Here is a 16,088-nt window from a genome sequence, read left to right on the forward strand (position 1 = left end):
TCGGTCCGCTGCTCGACACGCGTCGCCTCGACCTTGTACGTGACCTTCAGCACCGGCGAGTAGATCGAGTCGACCGGGATACGACCGATCTCCTGACCCACCTGCTTGTTCTGCACGGCGGAGACGTAACCGCGACCGCGCTCGACGGTCAGCTCCATCTCCAGCTTGCCCTTGCCGTTCAGCGTGGCGAGGACGAGGTCGGGGTTGTGCACCTCGACACCGGCCGGAGGCGCGATGTCAGCGGCGGTGACCAGACCCGGACCCTGCTTGCGCAGGTACATCACGACCGGCTCGTCGTGCTCCGAGGAGACGACCAGCTGCTTGATGTTGAGGATCAGGTCGGTGACGTCCTCCTTGACGCCCGGCACGGTGGTGAACTCGTGCAGAACGCCGTCGATCCGGATGCTGGTCACAGCCGCACCGGGGATCGACGAGAGGAGCGTACGACGCAGGGAATTGCCGAGGGTGTAGCCGAAACCCGGCTCCAGCGGCTCGATCACGAACCGGGAACGGAATTCGTCGACGACCTCTTCGGTCAACGAGGGGCGCTGAGCGATCAGCATGAAGTGAGTCCTTCAGTCATGGACACCCACTATTTGATGTCCTTGAGTGCTACAAGGGTACGGGCGGTACGTCACCGAAGTGCCATACCGCCCGAAACCTGAGACAACCGTGCGTCAGACGCGGCGGCGCTTGGGCGGACGGCAGCCGTTGTGCGGCGTGGGGGTGACGTCCTGGATGGAGCCGACCTCAAGACCGGTCGCCTGAAGCGAACGGATGGCCGTCTCGCGACCCGAACCCGGGCCCTTCACGAAGACGTCGACCTTGCGCATGCCGTGCTCCTGCGCGCGACGGGCGGCCGACTCGGCGGCCATCTGCGCGGCGAAGGGGGTGGACTTGCGCGAGCCCTTGAAGCCGACGTGGCCGGCGGAGGCCCAGGAGATCACGTTGCCCGAGGGGTCCGTGATCGAGACGATCGTGTTGTTGAACGTGCTCTTGATGTGCGCGTGGCCGTGAGCGACGTTCTTCTTTTCCTTGCGGCGCACCTTCTTGGCAGCGCCCTGACGACCCTTGGGGGGCATCTATTACTCCTACGGGGAGGTGGTCGGTCCTACAGCGAAGACCGCTGGTGAAGCGTTGTCCGCTGCGGACTACTTCTTGCCCGGCTTCTTCTTGCCGGCGATGGCGCGACGCGGACCCTTGCGGGTACGAGCGTTCGTGCTGGTGCGCTGACCGCGAACGGGCAGACCACGACGGTGACGGAGACCCTGGTAGCAACCGATCTCCACCTTGCGGCGGATGTCGGCCTGGATCTCGCGACGGAGGTCACCCTCGGTCTTGATGTTGGCGTCGACGTACTCACGAATCGCGACGAGCTGCTCTTCCGAGAGGTCGCGAACGCGGGTGTTGGGGTCGATGCCGGTCTCGGCCAGCGTCAGCTGGGAAAGGGTCCGACCAATGCCGAACACGTAGGTGAGGGCGACCTCCACGCGCTTTTCGCGCGGGATGTCGACACCGGAAACGCGTGCCATTCAATGGCTCCAGTTGATCTTCGGAGGTCTTCCACAGAACCGGATCCCAGCCGCCGGCCTCTTCGTTCGAAGATTTGGTACGGCGTGGGTCCCCGGCCTCCGAGCCGGGGGTGTCGGGCGCCTACTACGCCCGGGTCCTGCGTATGAACATGTATTGCTCGCGTCGCGCGAAACTCTGCGAATCGATGCAGAGGGAAGGTCGTGCGTCAGCCCTGGCGCTGCTTGTGGCGCGGGTTCTCGCAGATGACCATGACCCGACCGTGACGGCGGATCACCCTGCACTTGTCGCAGATCTTCTTGACGCTCGGCTTGACCTTCATTGGTGAGGTTCTCCGGGTCAGTTGCCTTCGGCGCCGCTTGCGCGGAACCTGGGCAAGATCTACTTGTAGCGGTAGACGATCCGGCCACGCGTGAGGTCGTACGGAGACAGCTCCACCACGACCCGGTCGTCAGGGAGGATACGGATGTAGTGCATACGCATCTTGCCGCTGATGTGTGCCAGGACCTGGTGGCCGTTCTGGAGCTCGACCTTGAACATGGCGTTCGGAAGAGACTCGACGACAGTGCCCTCGATCTCGATGGCACCTTGCTTCTTGGCCACGCTTCGCCCTTCGAATCGACTACCTTGATCGACTCGGTGCGTTCCCCTTGCGGGGTGCATGCGGACATGCGGGTGCACGAGAGCCGACGAGTCAGTCTACGTCAGGCCACTCGGAAAGACGAATCGAGGAAGGATGCCCCAAGGCGTAGATCATTAAGCGCGGGGGCCATAAACGCCCTTGCGGGAGGCGCCCCAAAGGGGCGCGGGGAACTGCGCGACCAGCCCCCACCGGCGCGCAGCCGAAGAACTACGCGAGCGGATCCGGCGCAGCCGTGATCCCATACTCGGCCAGCTTCGCCTTACCACCATCAGGAGCCGTCAGCACAAGCGGCCCCTCTTCGGTCAAGGCAACCGAGTGCTCCCAGTGCGACGACCACGTCCCGTCGGTCGTAATGACCGTCCAGTCATCGGAAAGCACCTCGGTCTTCGGGGTACCCAAAGACACCATCGGCTCGATGGCGAGGCAGAACCCCGGCACCAGCTTCGGCCCCTTGCCGCGCCGCTTCTCGACGTAGTTCAACAGGTGCGGGTCCATGTGCATCTCGGTGCCGATACCGTGGCCGCCGTAGTCCTCGACGATTCCGTACTTGCCGCCACCCGGCTTCGGCTGCCGGCGGATGTACGTCTCGATCGCGCGGGAGATGTCGACGAGCCGGTTGCCCAGCTTCATCGCGGCGATGCCGGCCCACATCGACCCCTCGGTCACCCGCGACAGCTCAAGGAGCTCCGGGGCGTGGCCCGACCCCACGAACGCCGTGTACGCCGCGTCGCCGTGCCAGCCGTCGATGATCGCACCGCAGTCGATGGAGATGATGTCGCCGTCCTTCAGCACCACCTCCTCGGAGGGGATGCCGTGGACCACGACCTCGTTCACCGAGGTGCAGATCGTCGCCGGGAAGCCGCCGTAGCCGAGGAAGTTGGGCTTCGCGTTGTGGTCCGCGAGGACCTTGCGGGCGACCTCGTCCAGGTCCTTCGTGCTGGCTCCGGGGACTGCCGCCTCACGCGTGGCCGCGTGGATCGCGGCGACGACCAGCCCCGCCTCGCGCATCTTGGCGATCTGCTCAGGGGTCTTGATCTGCACCATGGGGGCCTGCGCTCTCCGTCTTCCGCGTCACAACAGAATGGCCGTACACAAAATGGCTGTACACAACAGTACGACCGCGGCGCCCCTGCGGGCACCGCGGCCGGATCTGCTCGATGACTACTTGTCGCCCTCGTCCTCGCGCTTCAGCGCGTCCAGCGCCCGCTGCGTGATCTCCTCAACGGGACCGAGCGAAGAGATCGTGACCACCAGGCCCTGGAGCTTGTAGTAGTCGATGATCGGCTCGGTCTGCGTGTGGTAGACCTCCAGGCGGGTGCGGACCGTGTCCTCGGAGTCGTCGTCGCGCTGGTACAGCTCGCCGCCGCAGACGTCGCAGACACCGTCCTGCTTGGGCGGGCTGTACGTCACGTGGAAGACGTGGCTGGAGTCCTTCCGGCAGATGCGGCGGCCGGCGATGCGCTTGACCACCTCGTCCTCGGAGACCTCCAGGTCCAGGACCGCGTCCAGCTTGATGCCCTCGGTCTTCAGCAGCTCGTCCAGCGCCTCGGCCTGCGACACGTTGCGCGGAAAACCGTCCAGGAGGAAGCCGTTGACAGCGTCCGGCTGCTCCATGCGGTCCTTGGCCATCGCGATGGTGACCTCGTCCGGGACCAGGTTGCCCGCGTCCATGTAGGACTTCGCCAGTTTGCCGAGTTCCGTGGCCTGACTGATGTTGGCACGGAAGAGGTCGCCCGTGGAGATGTGCGGGATGTGCAGCGTCTTGGCAAGCCGCACAGCCTGCGTTCCCTTACCGGCACCCGGCGGCCCGACGAGGACGATTCGCATCAGCGGAGGAACCCTTCGTAATTGCGCTGCTGGAGCTGGCTCTCGATCTGCTTCACCGTCTCAAGACCGACACCCACGATGATCAGGATGCTGGTCCCGCCGAACGGGAAGTTGCCGCTTGCGTTGAAACCGACCAACGCCATCGTCGGTACGAGAGCGATCAGACCCAGATACAGCGAACCCGGCCAGGTGATCCGGTTGAGTACGTAGCTCAGGTACTCAGCGGTCGGCCTGCCAGCCCGGATGCCCGGGATGAAGCCACCATACTTCTTCATGTTGTCGGCGACTTCCTCGGGGTTGAACGAGATCGCCACGTAGAAGAACGCGAAGAAAACGATCAGCAGGAAGTAGCTGACCAGGTAAATCGGGTGGTCACCCTTGGTCAGGTTCTGCGTCACCCAGGTCTTCCAGCCGGAGTCGCCACTGGAGAACTGCGCGACCAGAGCCGGGATGTAGAGCAGCGACGACGCGAAGATGACCGGAATCACACCGGCCTGATTGACCTTCAGCGGGATGTAGGTCGACGTACCGCCGTAGGAACGGCGGCCGATCATCCGCTTCGCGTACTGGACCGGGATACGGCGCTGCGCCTGTTCGACGAAGACCACCAGGCCGACCATCACCAGGCCGACGAGGATGACGGTGCCGAACTCGATCCAGCCACCGGCCAGCGTGCCCTGCTTCTTGATGGCCCACAGCGCGGACGGGAAGGTGGCCGCGATCGAGATGAACATCAGGATCGACATGCCGTTGCCGATGCCGCGGTCGGTGATGAGCTCACCGAGCCACATCACGACGCCCGTACCGGCGGTCATCGTGACGACCATCGTGATGGTCGTGAAGATGGCGCGGTCCGGGACGATCGAGCTGGCGACCTGGCAGCCGCTGAACAGCGCACCGCTGCGGGCGGTGGCGACCAGACCGGTGCCCTGGAGGATGGCGAGCGCGACCGTCAGGTAACGCGTGTACTGCGTGATCTTCGCCGTACCGGCCTGGCCCTCCTTCTTGAGGGCTTCCAGTCGCGGGATCACCACGGTGAGGAGCTGCAGAATGATGCTCGCGGTGATGTAGGGCATGATGCCCAGCGCGAAGATGGTGATCTGCAGCAGCGCGCCACCGCTGAACATGTTGACCAGGCCGAAGAGGCCCTGGTTGCCCGAGGCTTCGGACACACACTCCTGTACTGCTGAGTAGTTGACGCCCGGGATCGGAACGTGGGTACCTACGCGGTAGACCACGATGATGCCGAGCGTGAAGAGCAGTTTCTTGCGCAGGTCGGGCGTCCTGAACGCCCGGGCGAACGCGGTGAGCACGGTTCCTCCTGCGACCCCCGCGACGCGCGCGGCAGGGACTAGTCGTATGAACAGGGCCCAGCGGGGCCGAACGATGTTTTCTACCACCCCGACACCGAACGGCATTCCGCGCGCGCGTACAGGTGGACCTACGGACTCTAACAGTGCGCGTGCAGCCAGGTGAAGTTCCCTGTGAGACGGCCGGTCCCATGCTGCCCCGCAACGGCTCAAACCGTCACCCGCGGCGAGTCAAATCACGTTGACGGTCCGCTTCGTAGGCCGATAACTTCCTCAAGATCCATTCGGTCGAACTCCGTCACGGGAACCGATTCCGGGCGGATACAACGGGGAACACGGGGAGATTTCAGCATGCGCAATCTGTCACGCAAGGCACTCTGTCTGGCCGCCGTCGCCGCGAGCGCGACGCTCGCGGTCGCGGCCACCGGCACGCCCGCCTTCGCCGCGGCGCAGAACGCCTCGGTCTACACCACCGAGGGCCACAAGGGCGGCATGGGCAATTTCGCGGGTGACGCCAGCCGCAGCAGCTCGAAGGAGCGGTGGAACGCGTGCGACCACCGCAAGGACGGCTACTGGACCGTCACCACGCTCAAGTGGGGCACCAACCACAAGTACTCGGTGACCGACAAGGGTGAGAACGACGGCGTGTGCAAGCTCCGGGACGATGTGAACGTCCCGGAGGAGACGAAGGTGACCATCACCGTTTGTCTCCAGAAGGGCACGCACGGGGCTCTCAAGTACTGCAAGTCGGCCACCGGCCGCGCCTGATCAGTAACAAGTAGGGCCTAGCACAACGGCAAGGGCCGGGCGGCTCCCCCTGAGGGGAACCGCCCGGCCCTTGTACGTGTGCGGTGGGACCGCCCGGGCTCAGATGAGCTCGGTGACGGTACCGCCGGCAGCCGTGATCTTCTCCTTGGCGGAGCCGGAGACGGCGTCCACCGTCACCTGCAGCGCCACGGAGATCTCGCCCTGGCCGAGGACCTTGACGAGGCTGTTCTTGCGCACCGCACCGTTGGCGACGAGACCCTCTACGGTGACCTCGCCACCCTCCGGGTACAGGGACGCCAGCTTGTCGAGGTTCACGACCTGGTACTCGGTCTTGAACGGGTTGCGGAAGCCCTTGAGCTTCGGAAGACGCATGTGGAGGGGCATCTGGCCACCCTCGAAGCGCTCCGGCACCTGGTAACGGGCCTTCGTACCCTTGGTTCCACGACCGGCCGTCTTACCCTTCGACGCCTCACCACGACCCACACGGGTCTTGGCGGTCTTGGCGCCCGGGGCGGGACGGAGGTTGTGGATCTTGAGCGGGTTGTTCTCCGCCATGATCAGTCGACCTCCTCAACCGTCACGAGGTGGCGGACGGTGTGCACCATTCCGCGGAACTCGGGGCGGTCCTCCTTGACGACCACGGTGTTGATCCCCTTGAGACCAAGGGACCGCAGTGTGTCACGGTGGTTCTGCTTGCTGCCGATGTACGACTTCGTCTGCGTGACCTTGAGGCGAGCCATTACGCACCCGCCCCGGCACGTGCACGAAGGAGAGCCGCGGGGGCGACGTCCTCAAGGGGCAGACCGCGGCGGGCCGCGATCTCCTCGGGACGCTGCAGGCCCTTGAGGGCCGCCACGGTCGCGTGCACGATGTTGATCGCGTTGGACGAGCCGAGCGACTTCGACAGGATGTCGTGCACGCCGGCGCACTCCAGGACGGCTCGCACCGGGCCACCGGCGATAACGCCGGTACCGGGGGAAGCAGGCTTGAGCAGGACGACGCCCGCGGCCTTCTCGCCCGTGATCGGGTGCGGGATGGTGCCCTGGATACGGGGGACCTTGAAGAAGTGCTTCTTGGCCTCTTCAACACCCTTGGCGATCGCGGCCGGCACCTCCTTGGCCTTGCCGTAACCGACACCCACGGTGCCGTCACCGTCGCCCACCACGACCAGCGCGGTGAAGCTGAAGCGACGACCACCCTTGACAACCTTGGCGACGCGGTTGATCGCGACTACGCGCTCAACGTACGCGGTCTTCTCGGCGGCAGCAGCGCCGCCGTCACGGCCCTTCCGGTCCCGCCGCTCGCCGCCACCGGCACCGCTTCCACGGCGCTGGGGTCCAGCCATTGGATTACCTCTCTCTTTCCGCTAGCTACGGAAGCGACTAGAACTTCAGTCCGGCTTCGCGGGCGGCGTCCGCCAGGGCGGCGATGCGCCCCGCGTACTGATTGCCGCCACGGTCGAATACGACAGCCTCGACACCGGCGGCCTTGGCGCGCTCGGCGACCAGGGCGCCGACCGACTTGGCCTGCGCGGACTTGTCGCTCTCGCCGCCGCGGATCGAGGTGTCCAGGGTCGACGCCGACGCCAGGGTGTGACCCTTGATGTCGTCGATGACCTGGGCCACGATGTGGCGGTTGGAGCGGGTCACGACCAGGCGCGGACGCTCAGCCGTACCGGAAATGTGCTTCCGGATGCGGATGTGACGACGCTTGATGGCAGCACGCTTGTAAGCGTCGCCCTTAGCGATCTTCGTACCGTATGCCATGGCTTACTTACCCGCCTTTCCGACCTTGCGCCGGATGACTTCGCCCTCGTACTTGACGCCCTTGGCCTTGTACGGGTCGGGCTTGCGCAGCTTGCGGATGTTGGCCGCAACCTCGCCGACCTTCTGCTTGTCGATGCCCTCGACCGAGAAGTGCGTCGGGTTCTCGACCTTGAACGAGATGCCCTCGGGCGCCTCGACCGTGATCGAGTGGCTGTAGCCGAGCGCGAACTCAAGGTTCGAGCCCTTGGCCGCCACGCGGTAACCGACACCACTGATTTCGAGCTTCTTCACGTAACCCTCGGTCACGCCGGTGATCATGTTCGCCACCAGCGTGCGGGACAGGCCGTGCAGGGCCTTGTTCTGACGCTCGTCGTTGGGGCGGGTGACGCTGAGCACGCCGTCCTCACCCTTGGCGATGTCGATCGGCGCTGCGACGGTGTGGGTCAGCGAGCCCTTGGGGCCCTTGACCGAGACCGTACGGCCGTCGATGGTGACGTCCACGCCGGCGGGAACCGTGATGGGGAGCTTGCCAATACGCGACATAGCTTCTTCCGATTCCTTTCCGCTACCAGACGTAGGCGAGGACTTCTCCGCCTACGCCCTTCTTGCCGGCCTGCTTGTCGGTGAGGAGACCGTGCGACGTGGAGATGATCGCCACGCCGAGGCCACCGAGCACCTTGGGCAGGGAGGTGGACTTCGCGTACACCCGGAGACCGGGCTTGGAGATCCGCTTGATGCCCGCGATGGAGCGCTCACGGTTCGGGCCGAACTTCAGCTCAAGGACGAGGTTCTTGCCGACCTCGGCGTCCTCGACCTTCCAGCCCGTGATGAAGCCCTCCTGCTGGAGGATCTCCGCGATGTGCGACTTGATCTTCGATGCCGGCATCGTCACGGAGTCGTGGTATGCCGAGTTCGCGTTCCGCAGACGCGTAAGCATGTCTGCGATCGGATCAGTCATGGTCATGAATTGGCCTTCGGCCTCTCTCGCCGGGGTTTCCAGGTGCCCATCCCTCTCCTCGATCCGAGACGAGGCGGGTGCGGTGCGGTGGACCTACGGCGTAGTAAGTCGTATGGGCGGCAATCAGGCGCCCAACCCCCCTAGCCTAAGCCATGGAGGGGTGGGCACCTGACCGTGCCCTCTGCTTACCGAGAGCTTCGGGAGTCCGGAAGTACCGGACTACCAGGAGCTCTTGGTCACGCCCGGCAGCTCGCCACGGTGAGCCATCTCACGAAGGCACACGCGGCAGAGGCCGAACTTGCGGTACACGGAGTGCGGGCGGCCGCAGCGCTGGCAGCGGGTGTAGCCACGCACACCGAACTTGGGCTTACGAGCAGCCTTGGCAATCAGAGCCTTCTTCGCCATCTCGCTTACGCCTCCTTGAAGGGGAAGCCGAGGTGACGGAGAAGGGCACGGCCTTCGGCGTCGTTGGTCGCCGTGGTCACCACGGTGATGTCCATACCCCGGACGCGGTCGATCTTGTCCTGGTCGATCTCGTGGAACATGACCTGCTCGGTGAGACCGAAGGTGTAGTTGCCACGACCGTCGAACTGCTTGGGAGACAGACCACGGAAGTCGCGGATGCGCGGAAGCGCGAGCGACAGGGTGCGGTCCAGGAACTCCCACATGCGGTCGCCACGGAGCGTGACGTGGGCACCGATCGGCTGACCCTCGCGCAGCTTGAACTGCGCGATGGACTTGCGGGCCTTGGTGATGGCCGGCTTCTGACCGGTGATCGTGGTCAGGTCACGGACGGCACCGTCCATGAGCTTGGAGTCACGGGCGGCGTCGCCGACACCCATGTTCACCACGATCTTGACGAGGCCGGGGATCTGCATGACGTTCTCGTAGGAGAACTCCTCACGCAGCTTGCCCGCGATCTCCTCGCGGTACTTCGTCTTGAGACGCGGAGTGGTGGTGGTAGCCATCAGATGTCCTCACCCGTCCGCTTGGCAACGCGAACCTTGTTGCCCTCGTCGTCGAAGCGGTAACCGACACGCGTGACAACCTTGTTGCCGTCCTTCTCAACGACCAGCTGGACGTTGGAGACGTGGACGGGCGCCTCGGTCGTGACGATGCCGCCGGCCTGCGAACCCTTGGCGGTGGGGCCGGCCTTGGTGTGCTTCTTGACCCGGTTGACACCCTCGACCAGGACGCGGTCCTCGCGGGGGTAGGCCGCAATGACCTTGCCCTGCTTGCCCTTGTCCTTGCCGGTGATGACCTGAACCGTGTCACCCTTCTTGATCTTCATGCTTACAGCACCTCCGGAGCCAGCGAGATGATCTTCATGAACTTCTTCTCGCGCAGCTCGCGCCCGACCGGGCCGAAGATGCGGGTGCCGCGAGGGTCGCCGTCGTTCTTCAGAATGACGGCGGCGTTCTCGTCGAAGCGGATGTACGAGCCGTCCGGACGGCGGCGCTCCTTCACGGTGCGAACGATGACGGCCTTGACGACGTCACCCTTCTTCACGTTGCCACCGGGGATCGCGTCCTTGACGGTGGCGACGATGACGTCACCGATGCCCGCGTAGCGGCGACCGGAGCCACCGAGCACACGGATGCAAAGGATTTCCTTCGCACCAGTGTTGTCGGCGACGCGCAGTCGCGACTCCTGCTGGATCACGTCTATCTCCTGATCGTCTGCCGGTTCCCCAAGGGCCGTTCAGTGAACGGCCCTTGGAGCCTGGCGGAACTGTCCTGCGGGGCCCCTACATTTTTTTAGGGCCGCAGGAATTACTTGGCCTTTTCGAGGATCTCGACGATGCGCCAGCGCTTCGTCGCAGACAGCGGACGCGTCTCCATGAGGAGGACACGGTCGCCGACGCCGGCAGCGTTCTGCTCGTCGTGGGCCTTGAGCTTGTTCGTACGGCGGATGACCTTGCCGTACAGCGCGTGCTTCACGCGGTCCTCGACAGCGACGACGACGGTCTTGTCCATCTTGTCGCTGACGACGAGACCCTCACGGGTCTTGCGGAAGCCGCGAGCTTCAGCGGTCTCGGTCACGTTGTTCTCACTCATCAGGCGCTCTCCACCGTCTCGATGCCCAGCTCGCGCTCACGCATCAGGGTGTAGATCCGCGCGATGTCCTTCCGGACGGCCTTGAGCCGACCGTGGTTTTCGAGCTGACCGGTCGCCGCCTGGAAGCGGAGGTTGAACAGCTCTTCCTTGGCTTCGCGGAGCTTGTTGAGAAGCTCCTCGTCACCCAGTTCGCGCAGCTCGGACGCCTTGGTACCGGCCGACATCACGCTTCACCTGCCTCGCGCTTGACGATCCGGCACTTCATCGGCAGCTTGTGGGCTGCGCGAGTGAGGGCCTCACGGGCGATCTTCTCGTTGGGGTAGGACAGCTCGAACATGACCCGGCCCGGGTGCACGTTCGCGATCCACCACTCGGGAGAACCCTTACCGGAACCCATGCGGGTCTCGGCAGGCTTCTTCGTGAGCGGGCGGTCCGGGTAGATGTTGATCCAGACCTTGCCGCCACGCTTGATGTGGCGGGTCATCGCGATACGGGCGGCCTCGATCTGGCGGTTCGTCACGTACGCCGGCGTGAGGGCCTGAATGCCGTACTCGCCGAACGAAACCTGCGTACCGCCCTTGGCCTGACCACGACGCTTGGGGTGGTGCTGCTTGCGGTGCTTGACCCTACGGGGGATCAGCATGTCGGTCAGGCCTCCGTTCCGGTGCTCTCAGCCGGAGCGGCAGCGGCGGCGGGAGCCTCGGCCTTGGGGGCCTCGGCAGCCGGCGCGGACTGCTGCTGCGGCTTGCGGCCGCGGCCGCCACGCTCGCCACCGCGGCCACCGCCACGGGCCGGGCGGTCGCCGCCCGGGCCGCCACCGCGAGCCGGGCGGTTACCCGCACGGGCAGCGGCGTTCTCGGCGCGGACCTCGGCGATGTTCTTGACGTCGCCCTTGTAGATCCAGACCTTCACACCGATACGGCCGAAGGTCGTCTTGGCCTCGAAGAAGCCGTAGTCGACGTTCGCGCGGAGCGTGTGCAGGGGCACGCGGCCCTCGCGGTAGAACTCCGAGCGGGACATCTCGGCGCCGCCGAGGCGGCCACCGCACTGGATCTTGATGCCCTTGGCGCCGGCCTTCATCGCCGACTGCATGCTCTTACGCATGGCGCGGCGGAAGGAGACGCGGGAGGACAGCTGCTCGGCGACGGCCTGGGCCACCAGCTGAGCGTCCGTCTCCGGGTTCTTGACCTCAAGGATGTTGAGCTGGACCTGCTTGCCGGTCAGCTTCTCCAGGTCGCCGCGGATGCGGTCGGCCTCGGCGCCGCGGCGGCCGATGACGATGCCCGGACGAGCGGTGTGGATGTCCACACGCACGCGGTCACGGGTGCGCTCGATCTCCACCTTCGAGATGCCGGCGCGCTCCATGCCGGACGTCATCATCCGACGGATGGCGACGTCTTCCTTGACGTAGTCCTTGTACAGCTTGTCGGCGTACCACCGGGACTTGAAGTCCGTGGTGATGCCGAGCCGGAACCCGTGCGGGTTAACCTTCTGGCCCATTACCGGGTTCCTTCCTTGCTGCTGACGACCACGGTGATGTGGCTGGTCCGCTTGCGGATCCGGTAGGCGCGGCCCTGGGCACGCGGACGGAACCGCTTCAGGGTCGGGCCCTCGTCGACGTAGGCCTCGGAGATGACGAGGCTGCCGGCGTCGGTGTGGTCGTAGTTGTGCGCGGCGTTGGCAATGGCGCTGTCAAGCACCTTGCCGACCGGCACGCTCGCGGCCTGCGGGGCGAAACGCAGGACCGCCTGAGCCTCCGTGGCGTCCATGCCACGGATGAGGTCCACCACGCGGCGGGCCTTCATGGGCGTGACGCGGATGTACCGCGCCTGGGCCCTGGCTTCCATGGTTGTCCCTTCAGTGTTTGTCATGGTCAGTCACCCCGCGCTAGCGGCGCTTCGACTTCCGGTCGTCCTTGACGTGACCCCGGAAGGTGCGCGTCGGCGAGAACTCGCCGAGCTTGTGGCCGACCATCGACTCGGTGACAAACACCGGGATGTGGATCTTGCCATTGTGCACCGCGATCGTGTGGCCGAGCATGGCCGGGACGATCATCGAGCGGCGGGACCAGGTCTTGATGACGTTCTTGGAGCCGGCCTCGTTCTGTACGTCCACCTTCTTGATGAGGTGGCCGTCGACGAAGGGCCCCTTCTTGAGACTGCGCGGCATCTAAACCCGCTCCTAGCGCTTCTTGTTCGTCTTGCGGCGGCGGACGATGTACTTGTTCGAAGCCTTCTTCGGCGAACGAGTACGACCCTCCTTCTGACCCCACGGGCTGACCGGGTGGCGACCACCGGAGGTCTTGCCCTCACCACCACCGTGCGGGTGGTCGACCGGGTTCATCGCCACACCGCGAACGGACGGACGAACGCCCAGCCAGCGCTTGCGGCCGGCCTTGCCCCAGTTGATGTTGCTCTGCTCGGCGTTGCCGACCTCGCCGACCGTGGCGCGGCAGCGCTGGTCGACCAGGCGGATCTCACCGGAGGGCATACGAAGGTGGGCCATGGTGCCCTCCTTCGCCAGCAGCTGCACGGAGGCACCGGCGGAGCGGGCGAACTTGGCGCCGCCACCGGGACGGAGCTCGATCGCGTGGATCGTGGTACCGACCGGGATGTTGCGGAGCGCCAGGTTGTTGCCCGGCTTGATGTCGGCCCCGGGACCGTTCTCCACGCGGTCGCCCTGCTGCAGGTTGCGCGGGGCGAGGATGTAGCGCTTCTCGCCGTCCGCGTAGTGCAGCAGCGCGATGCGCGCGGTGCGGTTGGGGTCGTACTCGATGTGCGCGACCTTCGCCGGCACGCCGTCCTTGTCATGGCGACGGAAGTCGATGACGCGGTAGGCGCGCTTGTGTCCGCCACCCTGGTGGCGAACGGTCACACGACCGGAATTGTTACGGCCGCCCTTGCTGTGCAGGGGGCGAACCAGCGACTTCTCCGGCGTGGACCGCGTGACCTCGACGAAGTCGGCGACGCTGGAGCCACGGCGGCCCGGCGTAGTCGGCTTGTACTTGCGGATTCCCATTTCTCAGTCCTCGTCCGATATCGGACGATCCGACCCGCTTACGCGGCCGGACCGCCGAAGATGTCGATACGGTCGCCCTCAGCGAGGGTCACGATCGCGCGCTTGGAGCCCGCGCGCTGACCGAAACCGGTCTTGGTGCGCTTGCGCTTGCCCTGGCGGTTGATCGTGTTGACCCCGGTGACCTTGACCGAGAAGACCGCCTGGACGGCCTGCTTGATCTGGGTCTTGTTGGCGCCCGGGGCCACGATGAAGGTGTACTTGCCCTCGTCGAGGAGCGCGTAGCTCTTCTCCGAGACGACCGGCTTCAGCAGCACGTCACGGGGGTCCGTGAACGACTTGCTGATCGGCGTCTCGACGGTGTTCTTGCCCTCGGTCTCGTGACGCTTCGCCTTGGCGATGCGCGCGACCTTCTTGGCCTTGGCGGCCTTGGAGGCGATGCTCGGGTGACGCGTAGCCATCAGGCTTCGCTCCCTTCGGTGTCAGCGGCCTGGGGGCCAGACACGAAGGACTCGAAAGCGGCCTGGGTGAAGACCACGTCGTCCGAGACGAGAACGTCGTACGTGTTCAGCTGGCCCGGCTCCAGGATGTGGACCTGGGGCAGGTTGCGCGCGGAAAGCAGCGCGGCCTCGTCGGAGCGCTCGATGACCAGGAGCACGTTCTTGCGCTCGCTGACCTTGCCGAGGAAGCTCTTGGCGGCCTTGGTGGAGGGGGTCTCGCCCTCGATCACGCCGGTGATGACGTGGATGCGAGCGTTGCGGGCCCGGTCGGTGAGGGCGTGGCGCAGGGCCGCGGCCTTCATCTTCTTCGGGGTCCGCTGCGAGTAGTCGCGCGGCGTCGGGCCGTGCACGACGCCACCGCCGGCGAACTGCGGGGCGCGGGTCGAACCCTGACGGGCGCGGCCGGTGCCCTTCTGGCGGTACGGCTTGCGGCCACCACCACGGACCTCGCCACGACGCTTGACCTTGTGCGTGCCCTGACGGGCGGCGGCCAGCTGCGCGACGACGACCTGGTGAAGCAGCGGGATGCTGATCTTCTCTACGTCGAAGATCTCGGCCGGGAGCTCAATGGTCCCGGCGGTGTCGCCGGAGGGCGACTGAATGTCAATGGTGCTCATAGTCCTCAGGCCCCCTTGGCCGCGGTACGGACCAGGACGAGGCCGCCGTTCGGACCCGGGATGGCTCCCTTGATGAGGAGCAGTCCCTTCTCCGCGTCAACAGCGTGAACGGTCAGGTTCTGGGTGGTGACCCGCTCGTTGCCCATGCGGCCCGCCATGCGGACGCCCTTGAACACACGGCCCGGGGTGGCACAGCCACCGATGGAGCCGGGAGAGCGGTGCTTGCGCTGGACACCGTGACCGGCGCCGAGGCCACGGAAGTTGTGGCGCTTCATGACACCGGCGAAGCCCTTGCCCTTGCTCTTGCCGGTCACGTCCACCTTGACGCCGGCCTCGAAGGTCGCGGCGGTGATCTCCTGGCCGAGGGTGTACTCGCTGGCGTCAGCGGTACGGATCTCGACGAGGTGGCGGCGGGGCGTGACGTCGGCCTTGGCGAAGTGGCCCTTGAGGGGCTTGTTCACCTTGCGCGGGTCGATCTCGCCGAAGGCGATCTGGACCGACTCGTAGCCGTCACTGTCGTTCGTACGGACCTGGGTCACGACGTTGGGGCCGGCCTTGACGACGGTGACCGGAACAACACGGTTGTTCTCGTCCCACACCTGCGTCATGCCGAGCTTCTCGCCCAGGATGCCCTTGATCTGCTTTGCCATCTTCAGCTCACCGACCCCTAGAGCTTGATCTCGATGTCGACACCGGCCGGGAGGTCGAGTCGCATCAGAGAGTCAACGGTCTTGGGGGTGGGGTCGAGGATGTCGATCAGGCGCTTGTGCGTGCGCATCTCGAAGTGCTCGCGAGAGTCCTTGTACTTGTGCGGCGACTTGATGACGCAGTACACGTTCTTCTCAGTGGGCAGCGGCACCGGGCCCGCGACCGACGCACCAGTTCGCGTCACCGTCTCGACGATCTTCTTCGCCGAGCTGTCGATGACCTCGTGGTCGTAGGCCTTGAGCCGGATGCGGATCTTCTGTCCCGCCATGGCTACTCAGTAGTCCTGTCTCTAGTAACGCTCTGCACCCCGGTAAGCCCTTCTACTGTCTTCGATTCCTCCGACCCACGCGGTCGGGTGTGTCGCGCTCTCACCGACACAGAAGTCCCAT

General features: G+C 65.5%; 30 protein-coding genes. 1 reads left to right on the forward strand and 29 read right to left on the reverse strand.

The window, feature by feature from the left end:
- From rpoA to secY, 8 genes are all read right to left on the reverse strand, one after another.
- Positions 1–563: DNA-directed RNA polymerase subunit alpha (rpoA, locus tag AB0I69_RS33430; RefSeq protein ID WP_363099495.1), on the reverse strand; the 563-nt coding region annotated here is incomplete at its 3' end.
- A gap of 114 nt (positions 564–677) precedes the next feature.
- Entirely contained in the window at positions 678–1,082 is a 405-nt protein-coding gene (gene rpsK / locus AB0I69_RS33435) for a 30S ribosomal protein S11 (protein WP_003956432.1), read from the reverse strand.
- A 69-nt stretch (positions 1,083–1,151) separates the two neighbouring features.
- Entirely contained in the window at positions 1,152–1,532 is a 381-nt protein-coding gene (rpsM, locus tag AB0I69_RS33440) for a 30S ribosomal protein S13 (protein ID WP_019055531.1), read from the reverse strand.
- A gap of 206 nt (positions 1,533–1,738) precedes the next feature.
- Entirely contained in the window at positions 1,739–1,852 is a 114-nt protein-coding gene (gene rpmJ / locus AB0I69_RS33445) for a 50S ribosomal protein L36 (protein WP_003998809.1), read from the reverse strand.
- A 59-nt stretch (positions 1,853–1,911) separates the two neighbouring features.
- Positions 1,912–2,133 (reverse strand): translation initiation factor IF-1, encoded by a 222-nt coding sequence (gene infA, locus AB0I69_RS33450; RefSeq protein WP_003948620.1) that lies wholly within the window; start codon positions 2,131–2,133, stop codon positions 1,912–1,914.
- Between the two features lie 247 nt (positions 2,134–2,380).
- Positions 2,381–3,217 (reverse strand): type I methionyl aminopeptidase, encoded by an 837-nt coding sequence (gene map, locus AB0I69_RS33455; protein ID WP_363099496.1) that lies wholly within the window; start codon positions 3,215–3,217, stop codon positions 2,381–2,383.
- 117 nt (positions 3,218–3,334) lie between these two features.
- On the reverse strand, positions 3,335–4,000 hold the full coding sequence (locus AB0I69_RS33460; RefSeq protein WP_363099497.1) for an adenylate kinase: 666 nt from the start codon (positions 3,998–4,000) through the stop codon (positions 3,335–3,337).
- Positions 4,000–5,313 (reverse strand): preprotein translocase subunit SecY, encoded by a 1,314-nt coding sequence (gene secY, locus AB0I69_RS33465; RefSeq protein WP_363099498.1) that lies wholly within the window; start codon positions 5,311–5,313, stop codon positions 4,000–4,002. Before secY ends, AB0I69_RS33460 begins: the two co-directional genes overlap by 1 nt.
- A 348-nt stretch (positions 5,314–5,661) precedes the next feature.
- Here secY and AB0I69_RS33470 point away from each other — a divergent pair, with 348 nt between their 5' ends.
- On the forward strand, positions 5,662–6,078 hold the full coding sequence (locus AB0I69_RS33470) for a hypothetical protein (RefSeq protein ID WP_363099499.1): 417 nt from the start codon (positions 5,662–5,664) through the stop codon (positions 6,076–6,078).
- Between the two features lie 99 nt (positions 6,079–6,177).
- On the opposite strand, the gene rplO is transcribed toward AB0I69_RS33470, so the two are convergent.
- From rplO to rpsJ, 21 genes are all read right to left on the reverse strand, one after another.
- The gene (rplO, locus tag AB0I69_RS33475) at positions 6,178–6,633 is read right to left on the reverse strand and encodes a 50S ribosomal protein L15 (protein ID WP_107022203.1); all 456 of its coding nucleotides are present in this window, start codon (positions 6,631–6,633) and stop codon (positions 6,178–6,180) included.
- A 2-nt stretch (positions 6,634–6,635) separates the two neighbouring features.
- Entirely contained in the window at positions 6,636–6,818 is a 183-nt protein-coding gene (gene rpmD / locus AB0I69_RS33480; RefSeq protein ID WP_006376032.1) for a 50S ribosomal protein L30, read from the reverse strand.
- Entirely contained in the window at positions 6,818–7,423 is a 606-nt protein-coding gene (gene rpsE / locus AB0I69_RS33485; protein WP_006376045.1) for a 30S ribosomal protein S5, read from the reverse strand. Before rpsE ends, rpmD begins: the two co-directional genes overlap by 1 nt.
- 37 nt (positions 7,424–7,460) lie before the next feature.
- A complete protein-coding gene (rplR, locus tag AB0I69_RS33490) occupies positions 7,461–7,844 on the reverse strand; it encodes a 50S ribosomal protein L18 (protein WP_019055526.1) in 384 nt (127 codons plus the stop codon).
- A 3-nt stretch (positions 7,845–7,847) separates the two neighbouring features.
- Positions 7,848–8,387 carry a 50S ribosomal protein L6 gene (gene rplF, locus AB0I69_RS33495; RefSeq protein ID WP_033280021.1) on the reverse strand — a complete coding sequence of 180 codons (540 nt, stop codon included), beginning with the start codon at positions 8,385–8,387 and terminating at the stop codon, positions 7,848–7,850.
- A 22-nt stretch (positions 8,388–8,409) separates the two neighbouring features.
- On the reverse strand, positions 8,410–8,808 hold the full coding sequence (rpsH, locus tag AB0I69_RS33500) for a 30S ribosomal protein S8 (protein ID WP_013001411.1): 399 nt from the start codon (positions 8,806–8,808) through the stop codon (positions 8,410–8,412).
- Between the two features lie 213 nt (positions 8,809–9,021).
- Positions 9,022–9,207 carry a type Z 30S ribosomal protein S14 gene (locus tag AB0I69_RS33505; RefSeq protein ID WP_003948630.1) on the reverse strand — a complete coding sequence of 62 codons (186 nt, stop codon included), beginning with the start codon at positions 9,205–9,207 and terminating at the stop codon, positions 9,022–9,024.
- Between the two features lie 5 nt (positions 9,208–9,212).
- On the reverse strand, positions 9,213–9,770 hold the full coding sequence (gene rplE / locus AB0I69_RS33510; RefSeq protein WP_020132628.1) for a 50S ribosomal protein L5: 558 nt from the start codon (positions 9,768–9,770) through the stop codon (positions 9,213–9,215).
- Positions 9,770–10,093, reverse strand: a complete 324-nt coding sequence (gene rplX / locus AB0I69_RS33515; RefSeq protein WP_019055522.1) for a 50S ribosomal protein L24 — start codon at positions 10,091–10,093, stop codon at positions 9,770–9,772. The genes rplE and rplX overlap by 1 nt, the downstream gene beginning before the upstream one ends.
- Before the next feature lie 2 nt (positions 10,094–10,095).
- Positions 10,096–10,464 (reverse strand): 50S ribosomal protein L14, encoded by a 369-nt coding sequence (gene rplN / locus AB0I69_RS33520; protein ID WP_003998823.1) that lies wholly within the window; start codon positions 10,462–10,464, stop codon positions 10,096–10,098.
- A 110-nt stretch (positions 10,465–10,574) separates the two neighbouring features.
- Positions 10,575–10,859 carry a 30S ribosomal protein S17 gene (gene rpsQ / locus AB0I69_RS33525; protein ID WP_363099500.1) on the reverse strand — a complete coding sequence of 95 codons (285 nt, stop codon included), beginning with the start codon at positions 10,857–10,859 and terminating at the stop codon, positions 10,575–10,577.
- Entirely contained in the window at positions 10,859–11,083 is a 225-nt protein-coding gene (gene rpmC, locus AB0I69_RS33530) for a 50S ribosomal protein L29 (RefSeq protein ID WP_005481220.1), read from the reverse strand. Before rpmC ends, rpsQ begins: the two co-directional genes overlap by 1 nt.
- The gene (gene rplP, locus AB0I69_RS33535; RefSeq protein WP_010986348.1) at positions 11,083–11,502 is read right to left on the reverse strand and encodes a 50S ribosomal protein L16; all 420 of its coding nucleotides are present in this window, start codon (positions 11,500–11,502) and stop codon (positions 11,083–11,085) included. Before rplP ends, rpmC begins: the two co-directional genes overlap by 1 nt.
- Positions 11,503–11,507: 5 nt before the next feature.
- A complete protein-coding gene (rpsC, locus tag AB0I69_RS33540) occupies positions 11,508–12,359 on the reverse strand; it encodes a 30S ribosomal protein S3 (RefSeq protein WP_019072283.1) in 852 nt (283 codons plus the stop codon).
- Positions 12,359–12,706 (reverse strand): 50S ribosomal protein L22, encoded by a 348-nt coding sequence (gene rplV / locus AB0I69_RS33545; RefSeq protein WP_006604878.1) that lies wholly within the window; start codon positions 12,704–12,706, stop codon positions 12,359–12,361. Before rplV ends, rpsC begins: the two co-directional genes overlap by 1 nt.
- 40 nt (positions 12,707–12,746) lie before the next feature.
- On the reverse strand, positions 12,747–13,028 hold the full coding sequence (gene rpsS / locus AB0I69_RS33550; protein ID WP_328680113.1) for a 30S ribosomal protein S19: 282 nt from the start codon (positions 13,026–13,028) through the stop codon (positions 12,747–12,749).
- Between the two features lie 12 nt (positions 13,029–13,040).
- A complete protein-coding gene (rplB, locus tag AB0I69_RS33555; RefSeq protein ID WP_262064199.1) occupies positions 13,041–13,877 on the reverse strand; it encodes a 50S ribosomal protein L2 in 837 nt (278 codons plus the stop codon).
- A gap of 38 nt (positions 13,878–13,915) precedes the next feature.
- Positions 13,916–14,335: a 50S ribosomal protein L23 gene (gene rplW / locus AB0I69_RS33560; protein WP_200681734.1), complete on the reverse strand. Its 420-nt coding sequence runs from the start codon at positions 14,333–14,335 to the stop codon at positions 13,916–13,918.
- Positions 14,335–14,991, reverse strand: a complete 657-nt coding sequence (gene rplD, locus AB0I69_RS33565; RefSeq protein WP_363099501.1) for a 50S ribosomal protein L4 — start codon at positions 14,989–14,991, stop codon at positions 14,335–14,337. The genes rplW and rplD overlap by 1 nt, the downstream gene beginning before the upstream one ends.
- A 5-nt stretch (positions 14,992–14,996) precedes the next feature.
- Entirely contained in the window at positions 14,997–15,641 is a 645-nt protein-coding gene (rplC, locus tag AB0I69_RS33570; protein WP_363099502.1) for a 50S ribosomal protein L3, read from the reverse strand.
- A gap of 17 nt (positions 15,642–15,658) precedes the next feature.
- Positions 15,659–15,967, reverse strand: a complete 309-nt coding sequence (gene rpsJ / locus AB0I69_RS33575; RefSeq protein WP_003948644.1) for a 30S ribosomal protein S10 — start codon at positions 15,965–15,967, stop codon at positions 15,659–15,661.
- Positions 15,968–16,088: the final 121 nt, after the last annotated feature.

It is taken from the genome of Streptomyces sp. NPDC050508, assembly GCF_040655155.1.
GTDB lineage: Bacteria > Actinomycetota > Actinomycetes > Streptomycetales > Streptomycetaceae > Streptomyces.